This is a genomic window from Bacillus sp. BC08, assembly GCF_054326875.1.
Genome location: NZ_JBTGPA010000028.1, coordinates 181,067 through 196,930 on the forward strand (window position 1 = coordinate 181,067; position 15,864 = coordinate 196,930).

General features: G+C 33.7%; 8 protein-coding genes and 2 pseudogenes. 1 reads left to right on the forward strand and 9 read right to left on the reverse strand.

What is annotated here, in order from left to right:
• Window positions 1–18: 18 nt before the first annotated feature.
• From ACXVYO_RS09490 to colA, 7 genes and pseudogenes are all read right to left on the reverse strand, one after another.
• Window positions 19–711 (reverse strand): response regulator, encoded by a 693-nt coding sequence (locus ACXVYO_RS09490; RefSeq protein WP_458466826.1) that lies wholly within the window; start codon window positions 709–711, stop codon window positions 19–21.
• Window positions 711–2,321 (reverse strand): ATP-binding protein, encoded by a 1,611-nt coding sequence (locus ACXVYO_RS09495; RefSeq protein ID WP_458466827.1) that lies wholly within the window; start codon window positions 2,319–2,321, stop codon window positions 711–713. The genes ACXVYO_RS09490 and ACXVYO_RS09495 overlap by 1 nt, the downstream gene beginning before the upstream one ends.
• A gap of 150 nt (window positions 2,322–2,471) precedes the next feature.
• Window positions 2,472–3,419 (reverse strand): methyl-accepting chemotaxis protein, encoded by a 948-nt coding sequence (locus tag ACXVYO_RS09500; RefSeq protein ID WP_371915237.1) that lies wholly within the window; start codon window positions 3,417–3,419, stop codon window positions 2,472–2,474.
• A pseudogene (locus ACXVYO_RS09505) lies at window positions 3,414–4,571 on the reverse strand (HAMP domain-containing protein); the annotation flags it as partial. The pseudogene ACXVYO_RS09505 and the gene ACXVYO_RS09500, both read right to left, overlap by 6 nt.
• A 123-nt stretch (window positions 4,572–4,694) precedes the next feature.
• Window positions 4,695–6,269, reverse strand: coding sequence for a flotillin family protein (locus ACXVYO_RS09510; RefSeq protein ID WP_458466828.1), 1,575 nt, complete (start codon window positions 6,267–6,269; stop codon window positions 4,695–4,697).
• A 12-nt stretch (window positions 6,270–6,281) separates the two neighbouring features.
• Window positions 6,282–6,830 carry an NfeD family protein gene (locus ACXVYO_RS09515; protein WP_458466829.1) on the reverse strand — a complete coding sequence of 183 codons (549 nt, stop codon included), beginning with the start codon at window positions 6,828–6,830 and terminating at the stop codon, window positions 6,282–6,284.
• Window positions 6,831–7,076: 246 nt separating this feature from the next.
• Window positions 7,077–9,974, reverse strand: coding sequence for a collagenase ColA (colA, locus tag ACXVYO_RS09520; RefSeq protein WP_458466830.1), 2,898 nt, complete (start codon window positions 9,972–9,974; stop codon window positions 7,077–7,079).
• Window positions 9,975–10,242: 268 nt separating this feature from the next.
• Here colA and opuD point away from each other — a divergent pair, with 268 nt between their 5' ends.
• The gene (gene opuD, locus ACXVYO_RS09525; RefSeq protein ID WP_458466831.1) at window positions 10,243–11,793 is read left to right on the forward strand and encodes a glycine betaine transporter OpuD; all 1,551 of its coding nucleotides are present in this window, start codon (window positions 10,243–10,245) and stop codon (window positions 11,791–11,793) included.
• Between the two features lie 129 nt (window positions 11,794–11,922).
• On the opposite strand, the gene ACXVYO_RS09530 is transcribed toward opuD, so the two are convergent.
• Window positions 11,923–12,789, reverse strand: a complete 867-nt coding sequence (locus ACXVYO_RS09530) for a GNAT family N-acetyltransferase (RefSeq protein ID WP_458466832.1) — start codon at window positions 12,787–12,789, stop codon at window positions 11,923–11,925.
• 154 nt (window positions 12,790–12,943) lie between these two features.
• Window positions 12,944–15,744, reverse strand: a pseudogene (locus ACXVYO_RS09535) (NEAT domain-containing protein).
• Window positions 15,745–15,864: the final 120 nt, after the last annotated feature.

The following is a 15,864-nucleotide window of genomic DNA, read 5'->3' on the forward strand; positions in this document are numbered from 1 at the left end:
ATCCTCCACTGTTTTTTATTATGAAGAAACAAGAAAATACCGTCTCTCTGGTCTCCCTACACTTCCATATGTAAGCTCTGCATGAACTTTCTTTCCTGATATTAAATACTCTAAATAACGTCTCGCTGTTGACCTGCTTACTCCTACCATTGTACTTAACACTTCTGCTGTAATTCCTTCTTCATTCACTGTTAACATATGCTTTTTTATTTTTGCTAAAGTTAAGGGGTCTATACCTTTTGGAGCATATTCTATTTCATTTCCCTTTACGCCTCTTTGAGACCATAAATGTTCTATTTGTTCTGTAGATAATTGATTATTTTTCTTCAGCTGCACAATCTTTTTTTGATAACTTTCCAAACTCGCCTTAAATCGATCAAACATAAGCGGCTTTACGATATAATCTGTTACTCCGCCTCGTAAGGCGTGCCTCACTACATCTGTTTCAGATGCGGCTGTAATCATAATAATATCTGTATCATGCAAATTATGCCTAATATATGTGACAAGTTCCGTTCCTTGCATATCAGGTAAATATACATCTAATAAAACGAGCTGCGGCTTCACAAGATCTAGCCATTCTTTCGCTTGTTCTCCAGTCGTTGCTGTTCCAATTACTTTAAACCCCTCAATCTTTTCAGTAAAACGACGATGAATGTCCGCAATTCGAATATCATCTTCTACAATCAATACTTCAATCTCCTCACCCATTACAATTCGCCTCTCTCTTTTGGTAATGCGATAATAAATAATGCACCACCTAAATCCCCTTTTTCGATTGCAATACTTCCATTTAAATCTTCTACTAACTCTTTCACTTTTGCTAACCCATATCCTCGCTTCCCATCCTCTTTCGTCGAGAAGCCTTTATAGAATATGCTAGTAATGATTTCGTCATGAATTCCTTGTCCTGAATCTTCCACTTCAATTACTATTTCTTCTCCGATATCAGTTACAAACATTCTTATCTTCTTATCATTTTCTTCATTTCTTTCAATCGCTTCAAATGCATTCGTAATTAAATTCCCTAAAATAGAAACGATATAATTACTCTCAATGTGCGGGCTTAATTGGTCTAAGCTACTTTCTCGATCTAGCATAAAATCAATCTTCAACTCTCTTGCTCTATTATAGAATCCAATTAAAATCCCACCTAACCACGGATTTTGAATTCGCTTCATAATAAATTGAACAAAATCTTGATATACCGCTGTTTCCTTATGAATAAGCTCTAGAGCATCCTCATATGATTCTAACTGAATAAGACCTGAAAGCGTATACAACAAATTGTTATATTCATGTGTTTGCGCTCGTAATGCCTCTGTATATTGCCTCGTCTGAGATAATTCTGCTGTTAACTGATTCATTTCAGATTTCAAACGTAAACTCGATACAACGCCAGTTACTTTATTCTGTACTTTAATAGGTAGACGGTTCGCAATCACAGCCTGTCCTTTTATATTTAATTGACGATCAAACTGTTCTTCACCAGTTTGAAATATATCTAGTATTGTTGAATTAGGAATTACATTTAAAATAAATTCTCCAATAATATTTCGTTGTTTATCTAGTGAAAGAATATCATAAGCCGCTTGATTGACTAAACTGATCATGCCATTTTGATCAATAACAATAATTCCTTCACGTACAGATTGAATCACTGTACTATGCTCTTCATATAAAGATGAAATTTCTTCTGGCTCCATCCCAAACATCATTCTTTTTATACTTCCCGCTAAATATATAGAGCCAATTATTCCAATTAAAAGACCGATTATTGTAATCCAAAATACACGCTTTCCATACACTTCTACCGCTCCATGAATATCATCCATTGAAAATCCAACAGACACCACGCCAATAATTTCATTTTCCTGATTACGGATTGGAACTTTGCCACGTAATGAAGGGCCTAATGATCCAGTTGCTCTCGAAACATACGATTTCCCTTCTAATAGAACCCCTTCGTTATCTCCACCAACCATTTCTTCTCCTATTTTATCTCGCTTAGGATGTGCATAGCGAATCCCCTCTTTGTTTCCAACTACAATAAAATCAGCATCTGTATCAATTCGAATTTTTTCTGCAATTGGCTGAATAATAGAAGCTGGATTTTCTTTTTGAAAAGCTTCCGTTATTTCAGGTATAGCAGCAACTGTTTTCGCAACATGCAAAGCCCGTTTCCCAATTTGCTCTTCTACCGTTTCAGACAATATGTAATAAAATAAATAACTTGTTAATAGAAGTACGACTAGAATAAGTGTACTAATTGTTATTGTAATTCTCGGTTGTAGTTTTAACTTTTTAAATTTCAAAACCATTCCCCTAACATAATTAAAGATAGAATTTAAAGAATTTACAGTCTTTTATAATTACACCTAATCATAACACGGGTACTCTATATTTCTTTATTTTATCTTCACAAAAAAAGAAACGAAGTACAATTACTACCTCGTTTCTTAACATTGTTATTATACTTTAAACTTTCCAATCATCTCTTGTAATTCTTCTGCCATTTGCGATAAATGAACTGCTGCCGCATTGATTTCATCTACCGATGCTAATTGTTCTTCTGAAGAACCAGCAATATTTTGAACGCTTGCTGCATTTTCTTCAATCGTAGCTGCAATTTCATTAATAGATGCACTAACTTGTTTTGCATCTACTGTCATTTGTTCCGCTACTTCTACCATACTATCAATTTGTACAACTGTATCATCTGTAGACTTCAATATTTCAGCAAAGCTTTGCTTCGTTTCATTTGCAACTACAAGTCCTGATTGTACTTCTGTTCCAACTTGCTTCATAGAGCTTACTGTCTCTTTTATGTCAAATTGTATCTCTTTTACTAGTTTTCCAATTTCCGTAGAAGACTGTCCGGATTGTTCTGCTAACTTTCGCACTTCATCTGCTACAATTGCAAATCCTCTTCCTTGCTCTCCAGCCCTCGCAGCCTCAATTGCAGCATTTAATGCTAGTAAATTTGTCTGCTCTGCGATATGTTGAATCACCTCAAGGATTGCTCCAATTTGTTTCGATTTATCATCTAACAACACAATCACTTTATCTGATTGTGAAACAGACTCATGGATTAATTGCATTTGATTCACAGTTTGTTCAACTAATTTCCCACCATCTTCAGCCTTTTTCTTCGTATACATAGATGCTGTGGATACTAATGAAGAACTATCTGCAACACGCTGAATTCCTTCTGTAACTTCTTCTAATAATGTTGCGCCTTCTTCAACTTCTTTCGTTTGTATTTCCGCTCCACTCGACACTTGCTCTATCGCTTGTGTAATTTGTTCCGTCGCTTCACTCGTCTGCTTCATACTAGCTGTTAATTCTTCTGAAGATGCCGCTACATGACTTGCTGAAGTATTTATATTAGAAATGACCTTCTGTAATGATGCTGCCATCTCGTTAAAGCTTTCTCCTAGCTGTCCAATTTCATCTTTAGAATGAACTGTAATGGATTCTGTTAAATCGCCTTCACTAATTTTTTTCGATGATATAACAAGTTGTTTTAACGGATTAATTATAGAAGCAATTATGAAGTAAATTAAAATCCCGCCAATTATTAATGAAATACCAATAACAGTTATCGTTTTATAGAAAATAGGTTCAGCTGCTTCAATAATTTCTTTTGAAGGCATAATTCCTGCTATTTTCCATCCAGTTATCTTATTTGTTTTAAAAGTGACATGACGCTCTTCACCATCCAATGTGAAATTAAAATCACCTGTTTCTTGTTTGTATAACTCTTTTTCAAGCTTCTCTTCTACCTTATCCCCTGGCTTCCTCGTTGGATGTGCGACCACATTTTTATCTTGATCAAAAATTGCTACATATCCGCTTTTACCGATATTAACCATCTTTGAAGTGTTTACAATATCATTAATAATTAAATCAATACCGAGAACACCGCTCTTATCCTCATTTTGTTTTGCTATTGTAATAACAATATTTCCTGTCGTTTTTGATTTATATGGAGCTGTAATAATTACTTCTCCACTTTTTTTCACTGCCTCTTTATACCAATCTCTTTCTGTAGGATTATATCCTTCTGGCATTTGAATAGACGGTGATTGAATAAACTGCCCATTGCTCGATCCAGTATAAATGGCTTCCAGTTCTGGATGTAACTTATTATATTCTTCTAGTTTATTTTGGATATTTTGTATTTGATCCGTTTGGTAACTTGATTGTGTAAATAATTTCGTAAAATAAACTGCATCTACTTTTTTACTATCCAATTCTTTATTAATTACATTATCCAAAATTTTTATATTATCTTTCGCCGATTGTGAAATCGTCTCATTAAAGTTTGTCTTTGCTTGCTGATAAGACGTCCAACCAATTACAATACTTGGAAGAATTAAAATGATAACAAATGATACAAGCAACTTTGCTTTTAAACTACTACTCCTTAATTTCCCTTGAAACATATTTCTACCCCTCCATACCGTTTTAAATGTAATTGTTTTACATTTAATTTCTTTATATAAATCATACGATTCAAATGTATCAATCGACTTCTTATCTCTTTCTCTCTTTAAGATTTGATACATACCTTTTTCATTCTATATAATTTATATAATTAAAACAATATATAAAAATGTATATTATTCGAAATATTATAATTCGCAGAAGAACCTCTAGTATCTCACTTACTAGAGGTTCTTACCACTTTACTATTCTTTATCTTTTTCTATTTCTTTTTTCTCATCTTCTACTACAGATACAACAGGTTTATCGTTTGATAATTGTTGTACTGCTCCTTTTCCAGCAAATCCTTCTAATAACTCTTTTAAGTCAATGCCAGAAGAAGCCTTTAATGTTTCTTGCATCGTTGCCATTAAATCAGTCGCATAACCTGCAACTTTTCCAGCGCCGCTATTTTTACCACCGCCGCCTGTATCGACAACTGTAATTTTATCAATGTTGCTAAGTGGGCTTGCAACTTCCTTCGCATAACTTGGAAGCATGTTAAGAACCATATCCATAATTGCCGCTTGGCCATATAACTCAAATGCCTCTGCAATTTTTTGCTTCGCTTCTGCTTCTGCTAAACCTTTTAACCTAATAACATCTGCTTCCGCTGTACCTTGTGCTTTTTGTACTTCTGCTTTTGCTTGACCTTGCGCTTTTTCGATTTCCGCTTTCGCTAAACCTTCTACACGTACTTCTTCTGCACGAGCTCTCGCTTCAGCTTCAATCTTATATTGATCCGCATCTGCCTTTTTAATTTGTTTTACTTTTTCTGCTTCCGCTGATTGCTCAACAGCATAGCGATCTGCATCTGCTTTTTTCTTTACTTCTGCATCGTATTGCTTTTCACGACGCGCAATCTCTTTTTCTTCTAATTCAATTTGTTTTTCACGCTCAATGATTTTAACGCGCATTTGCTCTTCTGTAACACCTTGTTGCGCTTTCGCTTGTTGTAATTCGTAAGAAAGATCCGCGTCTGCGCGAGCTTGTTCTTGCTCTCTCTTATAAGATTGTACTTTTAACTCTTTATGTTTTTCAGCTTCAGCGATTTGGGCATCACGTTGATATTCAGCTTCTTTCGCTTCTTTCTCAGCACGAGCTTTTTCAATACGGGCTTCTTTTTCACGCTCTGCATTCGCAATTGTTGCATCACGCTTAACTGTCGCAATTTGCGGCTGACCAAGTGCATCTAAGTAACCGTTCTTATCCATGATTTCTTTAATTGTAAAGGAAACGATGCGAAGACCCATTTTCTTCAAATCTGTAGAAGCTACTTCATGCACCTTTTGAGCAAATTGCTCTCTATTACTATACGCATCCTCTACTGTCATAGAAGATAAGATAGCACGTAGGTGCCCTTCTAAAACCTCTTTTGCTTCTATTTTCAATTCTTCTGTTTCTTTTCCTAAATATTGTTCAGCTGCTGTAGAAACTTCTTCAATGGTAGATCCTACTTTAATAATAGAAACACCGTTTACTGTAATCGGTACACCTTGTTTCGTATACGTATCACGTGTTCCCACTTCTAACTTGTAGTTTAATAGACTTAATGGCTCTGCTCTTTGCATAATCGGAACTACGAAAGTACCGCCACCACGAATAATCTTAATCTTCTTCCCATCATCAGTGGTAACTACATTTTTCCCGCCACCAAGCCAGTTTCCAGTAACAATTAATGCTTCATCTGGTCCAACTGTTCGATACTTTGTAATGAATACTAAAATGAGTAGAATTAAAATTGCGAGTAATACTCCACCTATAATTAATGGAATCGTCATGTAAATTCCCCCTTATAATTTTGGTTTCTTTAAAGAATAAGCGATGTTCTGTACAAGCAAAACACCATCTTGGACTCCCTCGATAATAACTTCAGTTCCTTGTGAAATATCTTTCTTCCCAACTGTTTTAGCTAGGATTGCATTGTTTCCAAATTGGGAGGAAATTAACACTTCACCAAATCCTTCTGTAGGAATAGTCGTAATGACCTCTCCCTTACAACCAATGAATTCATCCATACGCTGCACAGTGTTTTGTTCTGCTTCTGCAATCGGCTTTAAAATTAATATTTTCATTACGAAAACACCAATAAAGGATATAGCAAATGCAGACCCGAAAATAAGAATGCTATTAAAGGAAAATAAATATTCTCCTATATAACTAAGTCCACATAACATGGCGAAAAAACTAAGTAATAAAGTAACAACGGATACAGATCCGCCTCCAAAACTAAATATGGATTCAAATATATCTCCAAAAAAGATATAAATAACAGTGAGTATAGTAGCAATAATAAATCCGTATAAATAAATTGTTTCAAGTGGATAACCAAACAAAGCCATTTCTTATCCCCCTCTCTTAAACAATCCCTTTTTTGTTATGTGTATGCCCCACCTCTTTCAAAGATTATAGTTCTTAATTTTCAGTTATTTACCCTTTAAAGAAAAGCCTGTAAGACAGGTCCCTAAAAAAGAACAGGAGAAACCTATTGTGACAGGCTCCTCCTAGTAAATAACCGATATATTATATATCTATATAATATACTATTTTCCACAAAAAGTAAAGTTAAACATACATTGGAAAAGTACTTATTTTACTGATAATTCGTACGTTCCATCACCATTATCATATTTATATACATACAAATAATACTTACCTGATTTCGCATTAAATTTTGCCTCTATATGATTTCCATTAGCTTGACCGTAAGCGGCATAATTTTGCATATCTGATTCATGGTGAAGTACCCATGTCATCCCAATTCCATACTTATTTAAAACGGAAATATCGATATCTTTCGCTGATGCTACATTAAATGTATAAACATCAGTGTGATCTCCACCAATAAGACTACCCTTTATAGTAGTGTTTAACCCGATACGATTTGCTTCCTCTGGACGATTATTTGGTTCTGATTCTGTTAAACTTCCATCTTTAATCGTAGCAGTTGTTTCGCTTCTGCTCTCTTTACCTTTGTCATCTTTTACTATTAGCGCAACTTTGTAAGTTCCTTCTCTTTCATATGCATGTACTGGATTAACCTCTGCACTTGTGCTTCCATCTCCAAAGTCCCATAAATAAGAAACGATTGTTCCATCTTCATCTTTTGAGCCATCACTTTTAAATTGAATACCTTCTTTTACAAGTCCATTATAAGGGCCATTTATAGTAACTGTTGGAGCTTTATTCTCTCCTTCATCTTTTGCGATACCATGGAAGACTACATCATATTCAAATTGCTTCGAGCTATTCACACGGTAATTGACGAAGTATGCTGTAACAGTTTTGTAGCCACTCCACTCTTTTTGTGCCAGTTGTTCTAAAGCTTCATTTACTCTTTTACTCATTGCTTTCCAATCTTCTGACTCACCTTTTGTTACATTGCCTGTAAATGTGCCTTCTAGTGTAAATGTATTAAAGAATTGAGAGCTATGTTTTGTCACTTTTGCATCTTTCATCGGTAACGTATCACTAATTTCTTTCTCTACTGCTGTTAACGATTTTGGTGCATGTTCAGCTAAATAATCATCTGCTACTTCCGGTACATTATATTTATCTTGATTATCGATTAGCTGCTGCATATACTCTTGATACTCTTTATTTAGTTTAGAGTCTTTACTTAAATTCTCACGATAAGCATCATAATTTTTCACGTCATTTGCACGAATTAAATCTTGAATTTTATCAAATGTTTCAAATTGATGTGCATATAAATAAGATTGCAATGCGAACGAGTAATTATAGAAATCCCAAGAACCATATTTAGCAAATAGTGTGCGCTCTGCTGTATAACGGCTTGCAGGATCAGATGATAATCCACTAATAATGCTCTTTCTCGGTACTACATTATTTGTACGAGTAGACCCTGCGAAAAATTCAGCATTCCCTTCTTGGAACCAAGTTAATCTCTCATTTTGATACATATCTCCTCTTCCAAATAAACCTGGCACTTCAAATCTCCCTTGAAGATAATGAGTAAACTCATGACGGAATAATTCTTCTAAACTATAAATGCTTTGTTCTGGCGTACGCTCATATGTAAAGAATGTTCCTGTTTCTTCAATATAAATTCCACCGTTGTTTGTTTCATATCCATACAGTTGTCTATTTAACTGATACTCCTCTGGACTGTTATAAATCACTATCGTTAATACATCATCTGCATTGCCTGGCTCTAACGCTTCGTCATTTAAAATTACACGATGATACTGCGCTTTTACTTCCTTCGCAGCCCAGTATAGTCTCTTAATTTTTTCTTCTGATACTTTATCTCCAGTTTTAAACACGATAGATCCATCATCGAATGTGTATGTTTTTGGTAAGTACTGTTCTTTTCCTTCTTTACGTATTTTCTCTAAATCTACTGTATTCCCGCTATAATCTTTCCCATTATAATTTGTTGTAATTTGTTCTACTGCAACAAAATATGGCTCACTTAAACGCGGGTACATATGCATTGCTTGTGTAACAACCTCTAATCCTTTATTTGGATTACTATGAAACTTTCCTAAACGACTAGCGAAATAAATTCCATTATTAACGAGCCACTTATTTTCTGGTGTTATTTCATTTAAAAGAGCGATACGATTTATTTCATTAATAAACCCATCTACTTGCCCATGCCACATTGTATCTTTTGCCTCTTTACGAGTTTCAAATAAATAAGATTGCATATCATAATCAATACCTTGCATAAGATCGTATACAGCCTGTCCTTTCATACGATCGTCTACATACGTACGAAGATTATCATTGTATTGTTTTAAAATATTAGCTGCGTATTGAACCGTTTCTACATCACTTGAAGCGTTACTGATTAATTTACCGTATGCCGATACAACTGAATCTTGCTCATATGTACCGAGCTTAAAGTTTGGATTTGTTGCGATTGCTTTTAAAGCAGGTAAACATTTATCCTGGAAACTTCTCTCATTTAAATCGCTTAATTCATTGTTGTAAAATGCTAGATAAAAAGCTGAACGTAACACTTCCGTAAACGTTTGAATTCCTTTTGAATCATCTTTCGTAAATGTACTACCTCGATGAGCTAATTCATCTATAACTACTTGCATTTTTCCTTTGTCTTTATAAAAAGCCTTTGCATCTTCATTGAACTGGAATAAGTCTGTAATTTGATTCCACTTAATACTTCCTAGCGTTTCAACTAATTCTTGATCATTCATTTTGTTCAAATCCGCCATTGAATAGCTTTCTTTCATTTGCTTTACTTCTGAGCTCTTCATAATAGATGCTGGTCGCTGTGAAAAGTCTCCTACTTTTAACCGTTCTTTAAACGATAATGTCTCCTCTGCTTTAGAAACGTGTCCAATCTCATCTACTGGCTTTTCAATTCCAACCGGTTTCGAATGCAATACATTATACGGCACCTTTTCTTCTGCTGATGCATGAGTTTGAATTGCTCCCAGTGATAGAGCCATTGTACTAATGCTAAGCATTACTTTATTAATTGTTGATTTCTTGTTCATATCCTTGCCCCCTATTCAAATATTCCATTCACGAATTTAACATAAAATCTATATGTAACAATACAAAATGCAATATTTCATATTATTTCTTCTTAAATTTTGTACATATCGTGAACAACCTTCCTTTTATCTAACCTCCAATAGTTATGAATCTATAGCGATTAAACAGTCCTTTCACACGTATCAAAAAGAGAATCTTTTGACAATTAAACCTTTAATTGTTATGATTAATATAATTGTTAACTTTATTAAACAAAGGTGGGATTCTATGATAAAAAAAGAAAACAGTGTATTTTATATCTCCTTCTTGCTAACAACGTTATTCATCATATGGGGAATTACCCCGGCAAGTTGGATACAAGGCTATGATTTACAAAGCGTTACATCTTCTTTAAACTCATTTATCCTCAATAAATTGGGATGGTTTTACTCTCTACTTATGACCGCAATGATTATTTTAGCCACTTATTTAGCATTTTCTAAGTACGGTTCTATTCGTCTTGGTAAGGATGGAGAAAAACCAAAGTATAGTTATCCATCTTGGCTATCCATGTTGTTTGGAGCAGGAATGGGAATTGGACTCCTCTTTTATGGAATCGCTGAACCGATTTCACATTTTACAGATCCATTAACAGGAAAAGCAGGTACAGAGGAAAGCGCCAAGCTTGCTATGCAATATTCATTTTTCCACTGGGGTCTCTTTCCATGGTCACTATACGCAATGGTTGCTTTAACAATTGCATATTTCACATTCCGCAAACAAAAAGGTAGCACAATTGGGGCTACAGTTACTCCCTTATTTAATCGATCGAAAAATTCTCCTATCGGAAAAACAGTCGATATTTTAGCTGTTTTAGCCACAGTATTCGGGATTGTGCCATCTGTTGGGATTGGTGCTCAACAAATCGCCGGAGGATTAAGCTATTTATTCCCTTCTATTCATAACACTTTACTTACACAACTCGTACTTATCGCCATCTTCGCTGTTTTATATTTAACAAGTGCACAAACAGGCTTAGATCGTGGGATTAAATATTTGAGTAACTTAAATTTCTCTCTTGCAGGTATTTTACTCGTCTCCTTTTTACTTTTAGGACCAACTGTATTTATTATGAAATATTTCACATCTACACTCGGTTCTTATATCGGAGCTTTACCTAGTATGGGATTAAATTTAGGAGCATTTAATGAAAAATCTTCTTCTTGGATTGAAAACTGGACTATTTTCTATTGGGGATGGTGGATCTCTTGGTCTCCATTCGTCGGCACATTCATCGCCCGTATTTCTAAAGGGCGCACAATCAAAGAATTTATTATTGGAGTTGTATTAGTCCCAACTCTTATCTGTACATTTTGGTTTGCAGTATTTGGCGGTACCGCTATCCATATGGAAATGTTCCAATCGCTTGGGATAGCTGATGAAATTGCAAAAAATGGTACAGAGATTGGATTATTTGCTGTTATTTCACACCTACCATTCTCTACATTTTTAACGATTATCGGATTAATTTTAGTAGCCACATTTTTCGTTACTTCTGCTGACTCGGCAACATTTGTTGTTTCAATGCAAACGAGTAACGGAAACTTATCACCGAAAAATAGTTTAAAACTTATATGGGGATTAACAATCGCGATCATTGCAGCACTTTTATTACAAGCTGGAGGATTAAATGCACTACAAATTGCAGCTATAATCGCAGCACTACCATTTTCTATCGTAGTCGTTCTTATGGTTACTTCGCTCTTTAAAGAGCTGCGAAAAGAAGATGTTAATTTGCAAACGAAAGAAGTTCCGAAAAAAATAAAAAAGGTTATGTAACGATTAGCACCTCTTCTAAAAGAAGAATTTGGTCCTCATATTAGTCCTGCATCCGTTATTACTGAGGGCGGCAAAGTAAATTAAATAAAACCCATTCGTATGAATTATAATCTTCATACGAATGGGTTTTTACTCTATTATATAGTGTTGTAAACATACTTTCTCCTCAAAACCTACTTTCTTGTACAACTTCATCGCACGATCATTATTCGTATTCAAACATAACTCTATCTCTCTCATCCCGTGGAACGAGAAAATATACTGAATAGCAGCTTGTAATAACCGCTCTCCGACACCTTTTCTTCTACTATTTTCAGCAGTTGCAATAAATTCGATATTCGCTTCTTGAAACTCCGGATTTACTTCAACATATACGTAACCTTCTAACTTATCATTCTTCATACTTACAAATAATTTATTCGTATCACTTAAACGTTCGATAATTTCATTTCCTACATAATATGTATTAGGAAAAGCATTATTGTGTAAAGAGATAAACTGCTCAAATACTTTTGGTAAAGCTTCTTCTACATTACATATACTACGTTCTTCCACAATATTATAGCTTAAACTGAAAATACTATGTCGATCTTGTTCTTTTGCATATAACACCTTCATTAAGCGGGCACAATTATTATTTTCCACATGATAAAAACCATAAAACTTTTCAATATGAAAAGGCACCTTTTCGATAAGTTCCTTCCACATAGGTAAAGCAACTTCTTCCCAATTCGCTGAAAGAATAAACGGTCCCCAAATCTCTGCACATTTCTTTACTTCATCCACATCAAATCCTAATACACCTATTAAATTATTATTCTCATAAGTAGCAACAAAAGATTGTTCCCATCCTATATCAGAAAAATCATGGATAATTGTCTGTAATAACTCCTCTTTCTCGTCTCCACAATAACCAACATAATGAGTAGCATCTTTATTCATACTTGCAATAAATGATGCCACCTCTTCAATTTTCAAAATAGAACTGACATGCATAACCTCTCCTCCTTCTCTAATATATTTACACCTTTTACATTTATATCCTTCTAAAAAAGACATCATCATAAGCATATTTCAAAATGAAATCGCGATGATAATGTCTTCTCAAAAACTATTATAATTATTTTACATTATAATAAGATAAAACGTTTTATTTCTTAAATAATCTCTTTCTAAATACAAACATACTCAGTGCTGAAAGAACTAATGCTACACCTGAAAGTAACGTTGATGTATTCGCTTGTCCACCTGTTGCTCCTAGCGATTTCTTACTTTCTTCTTTATTAACAACTGGTTTATTTTCTTTCATGCTTTGGTTCTCTACTACTTTTTCTTTCACAACTTGATTATTCACGTTTTGTTCTTGAACTACTGTAGATGGATTGACTACGTCTTTTGACCCTTCAATTTCTTTTCCTAATTCTTTTACCTCCGCTTTCGATCCTTCAACTCCTGTTGTTGGCTCTTTTACTTCTTCTTTCGATTCTTCAACTTCTTTTGTTGGTTCTTTTACTTCTTCTTTTGATTCTTCAACTTCTTTTGTTGGTTCTTTTACTTCTTCTTTTGATTCTTCAACTTCTTTCGTTGGTTCTTTTACTTCTTCTTTCGGTTCTTCAACTTCTTTTGTTGGTTCTTTTACTTCTTCTTTTTCAACTATATTCTGGATTACTGTTCCGTTAAAACTTATACTAATTTCATCCGAATCTAAATCAAATTTATATACCTTTTCACCTGGAGTACTCCATTTTATTACTCCGTTATTAAATGTTCCACCCCCACTCGTCAGTTTAATATTCTCAATAATTTCTCCTTCTAAATCATATACAGGAACTTGAATTTCTTCATTTACTTTTGCTTCATCTAAAAAGATTTTCTGTCTTCCGGCATCAATTGAAAACCATTGGCCTAATTGTATTAACGGCCTTACATCACGAATCTCATTTCCCGCTAATTTTAAACTGAGTAGGTCTAACATTGGGCTAAGAACTGAAACATCTTTAATTTGATTATCAGCAAGATTTAACCACTGTAAACTTTTCAATGAAGATATGGGTGTTATATCTTCAATTTGATTATGAGATACATTCACATCGTTCAACTTTTCTAAGTTCGAGATAAATTCAATATTCTTCAAACCTACTCCTTCTAAAGTGAGTTTTTCTAAGTTCGTCATGTACCCTAAACCTGTTATATCTTTTATATCTTTTCCTTTTTCTTTAAGTATCTCTAAGTTTTTAATCTGCAATAGGTCTTCTTTTGTGATAGGAGCGTTTAAATTCTTTCTACCTAAATTCTCTTTATTAATATGTTGTTGTAAAGTTTTATCGAGAATTACATTTTCCTTTTGTTCATTATTTCCTTTTATTTCATCTAACCTTTCAACAACATTTTGAATTACTGTTCCATTAAACTTAATACGATTCTCTTCTGGCTTTATATCCAACATAAATTCGTATGTTTTTTCACCAGTAGTACCCCATTTAACAGAACCATTATTAACTATTCCATCTCCATTTTTTAATTGAATAGTATCGAGTAGCTCTCCTTGTAAATTATAGATAGGTATTTTAACTTCCTTATCTTTTTCTACATCATCTAAAAAGATTTTTTGTCTTTGAATATCAATGTATATTCTTTTTCCTAACTCTTGAACCGGTCTAGCATCACGAATTTCATTTGACCCTAGCTTTAAATCGTATAAACCTGTTAATTGACTAAGTGGCATTATATCTGAGATATAGTTTTCTTCTAAATTAAGTGATTGTACAGTAGACAATCTTGATAAAGGCTCGATGTTTTCTAATTCATTTTTAGAAAGATCTAACTCTACTAACTTTTTCATTGGTGTAATATGTTCAATATTAGTAAGTCCATTGTTACTTAAAGATAAACTCTTCACATTCTTCAATTGCTCAATCCCAGCCAGATTAGCATTACTAATTTGATTATTTGCTACAGTCAAAGTCTTTAAAGTCGTTACTGTAAATAATGGTTTAATATCTTTTATATAATTACTATTTAAATCTTCTTCATTTGGCTCAACGGGCTTAAATCCGAGATTTTATTGTTTCTCAAGCTTAAACTTTCAATATGTTCTAAATCAGCCAAAGGTCCAATATCATTAAGTTCACCATAAGTTATACTTAATGATTTTAATTGTCTCAAACTCGAGATAAATTGGATATTTTCTACCTTAACTTCTTCCAATGTTAAGGTTTCTAAGTTCGTCATATATTCTAAACCGCTTACCTCTTGTATTCCTTTACTTTTAGCCTCGACGACTATTAAAGATTTAACTTTTAATAAATCTTCCTTAGTTATTGGCGTATTTAGATTCTCTCTATTCAAATTATATTTATTAATATGCCTTTGTAATTGCTTATCTAATATTACATTTCCGCTTTTATCCTGTTGGTCCTCTTTATTTTCCTTTTGCTTTTCTGGAGCATTATTTTCTAAATTTAAAGCATTTACTTCAAACTGCACTTGATATTTATTATCATAGGCCATTGTCGGAATATAAATATGCATTTGCATATTATATCTTTTTCCTAATTCTCCAACTTCAAATTGAATAACCTGCGTTCCATTTTTCTTTTTGTCTTCTGATATGACTTTTACATCATGAAACACACCAGAAGTGTGAATATCCTCTGTTTTCAAGTATTTGAAAAAATCACTATCACTTAATGTTGCCGTTACTATTTTCTTTCCATTCTCAATCGTTAACTTAGGATTCTTTATATAGACAGCTGCCATAGACTCTTCATTCGTTTTATCTTTATATGCTTTCATAACAGCATCATATGTACCATCTTCTAAAGTCTGTCCAGTTTTATTCGCCTCAATTGCTACGGCTGCTAAAGCAGGTGTTGAATACGCAGCAAATGGAAGTGATAACGCCGCAGCGATAATCATCGCATTTATATGTTTTCTTTTATTTTTTTTCAACTTTACATCTCCTCTAAAATATATAAATCTAAATGTAATCATACCTCGAATAAATGATAATGATAATGATTTTCATTATCATTATCAACTAGAAAAATAAAAAGTTTACAAAAAAATAAC

Coding starts and splice junctions, on each gene's coding strand:
- ACXVYO_RS09490 (WP_458466826.1), bottom strand. CDS start 711: ATGGGTGAGGAGATTGAAGTATTGATTGTAGAAGATGATATTCGAATT.
- ACXVYO_RS09510 (WP_458466828.1), bottom strand. CDS start 6,269: ATGACGATTCCATTAATTATAGGTGGAGTATTACTCGCAATTTTAATT.
- ACXVYO_RS09500 (WP_371915237.1), bottom strand. CDS start 3,419: ATGGCAGCATCATTACAGAAGGTCATTTCTAATATAAATACTTCAGCA.
- opuD (WP_458466831.1), top strand. CDS start 10,243: ATGATAAAAAAAGAAAACAGTGTATTTTATATCTCCTTCTTGCTAACA.
- colA (WP_458466830.1), bottom strand. CDS start 9,974: ATGAACAAGAAATCAACAATTAATAAAGTAATGCTTAGCATTAGTACA.
- ACXVYO_RS09515 (WP_458466829.1), bottom strand. CDS start 6,830: ATGGCTTTGTTTGGTTATCCACTTGAAACAATTTATTTATACGGATTT.
- ACXVYO_RS09495 (WP_458466827.1), bottom strand. CDS start 2,321: ATGGTTTTGAAATTTAAAAAGTTAAAACTACAACCGAGAATTACAATA.
- ACXVYO_RS09530 (WP_458466832.1), bottom strand. CDS start 12,789: ATGCATGTCAGTTCTATTTTGAAAATTGAAGAGGTGGCATCATTTATT.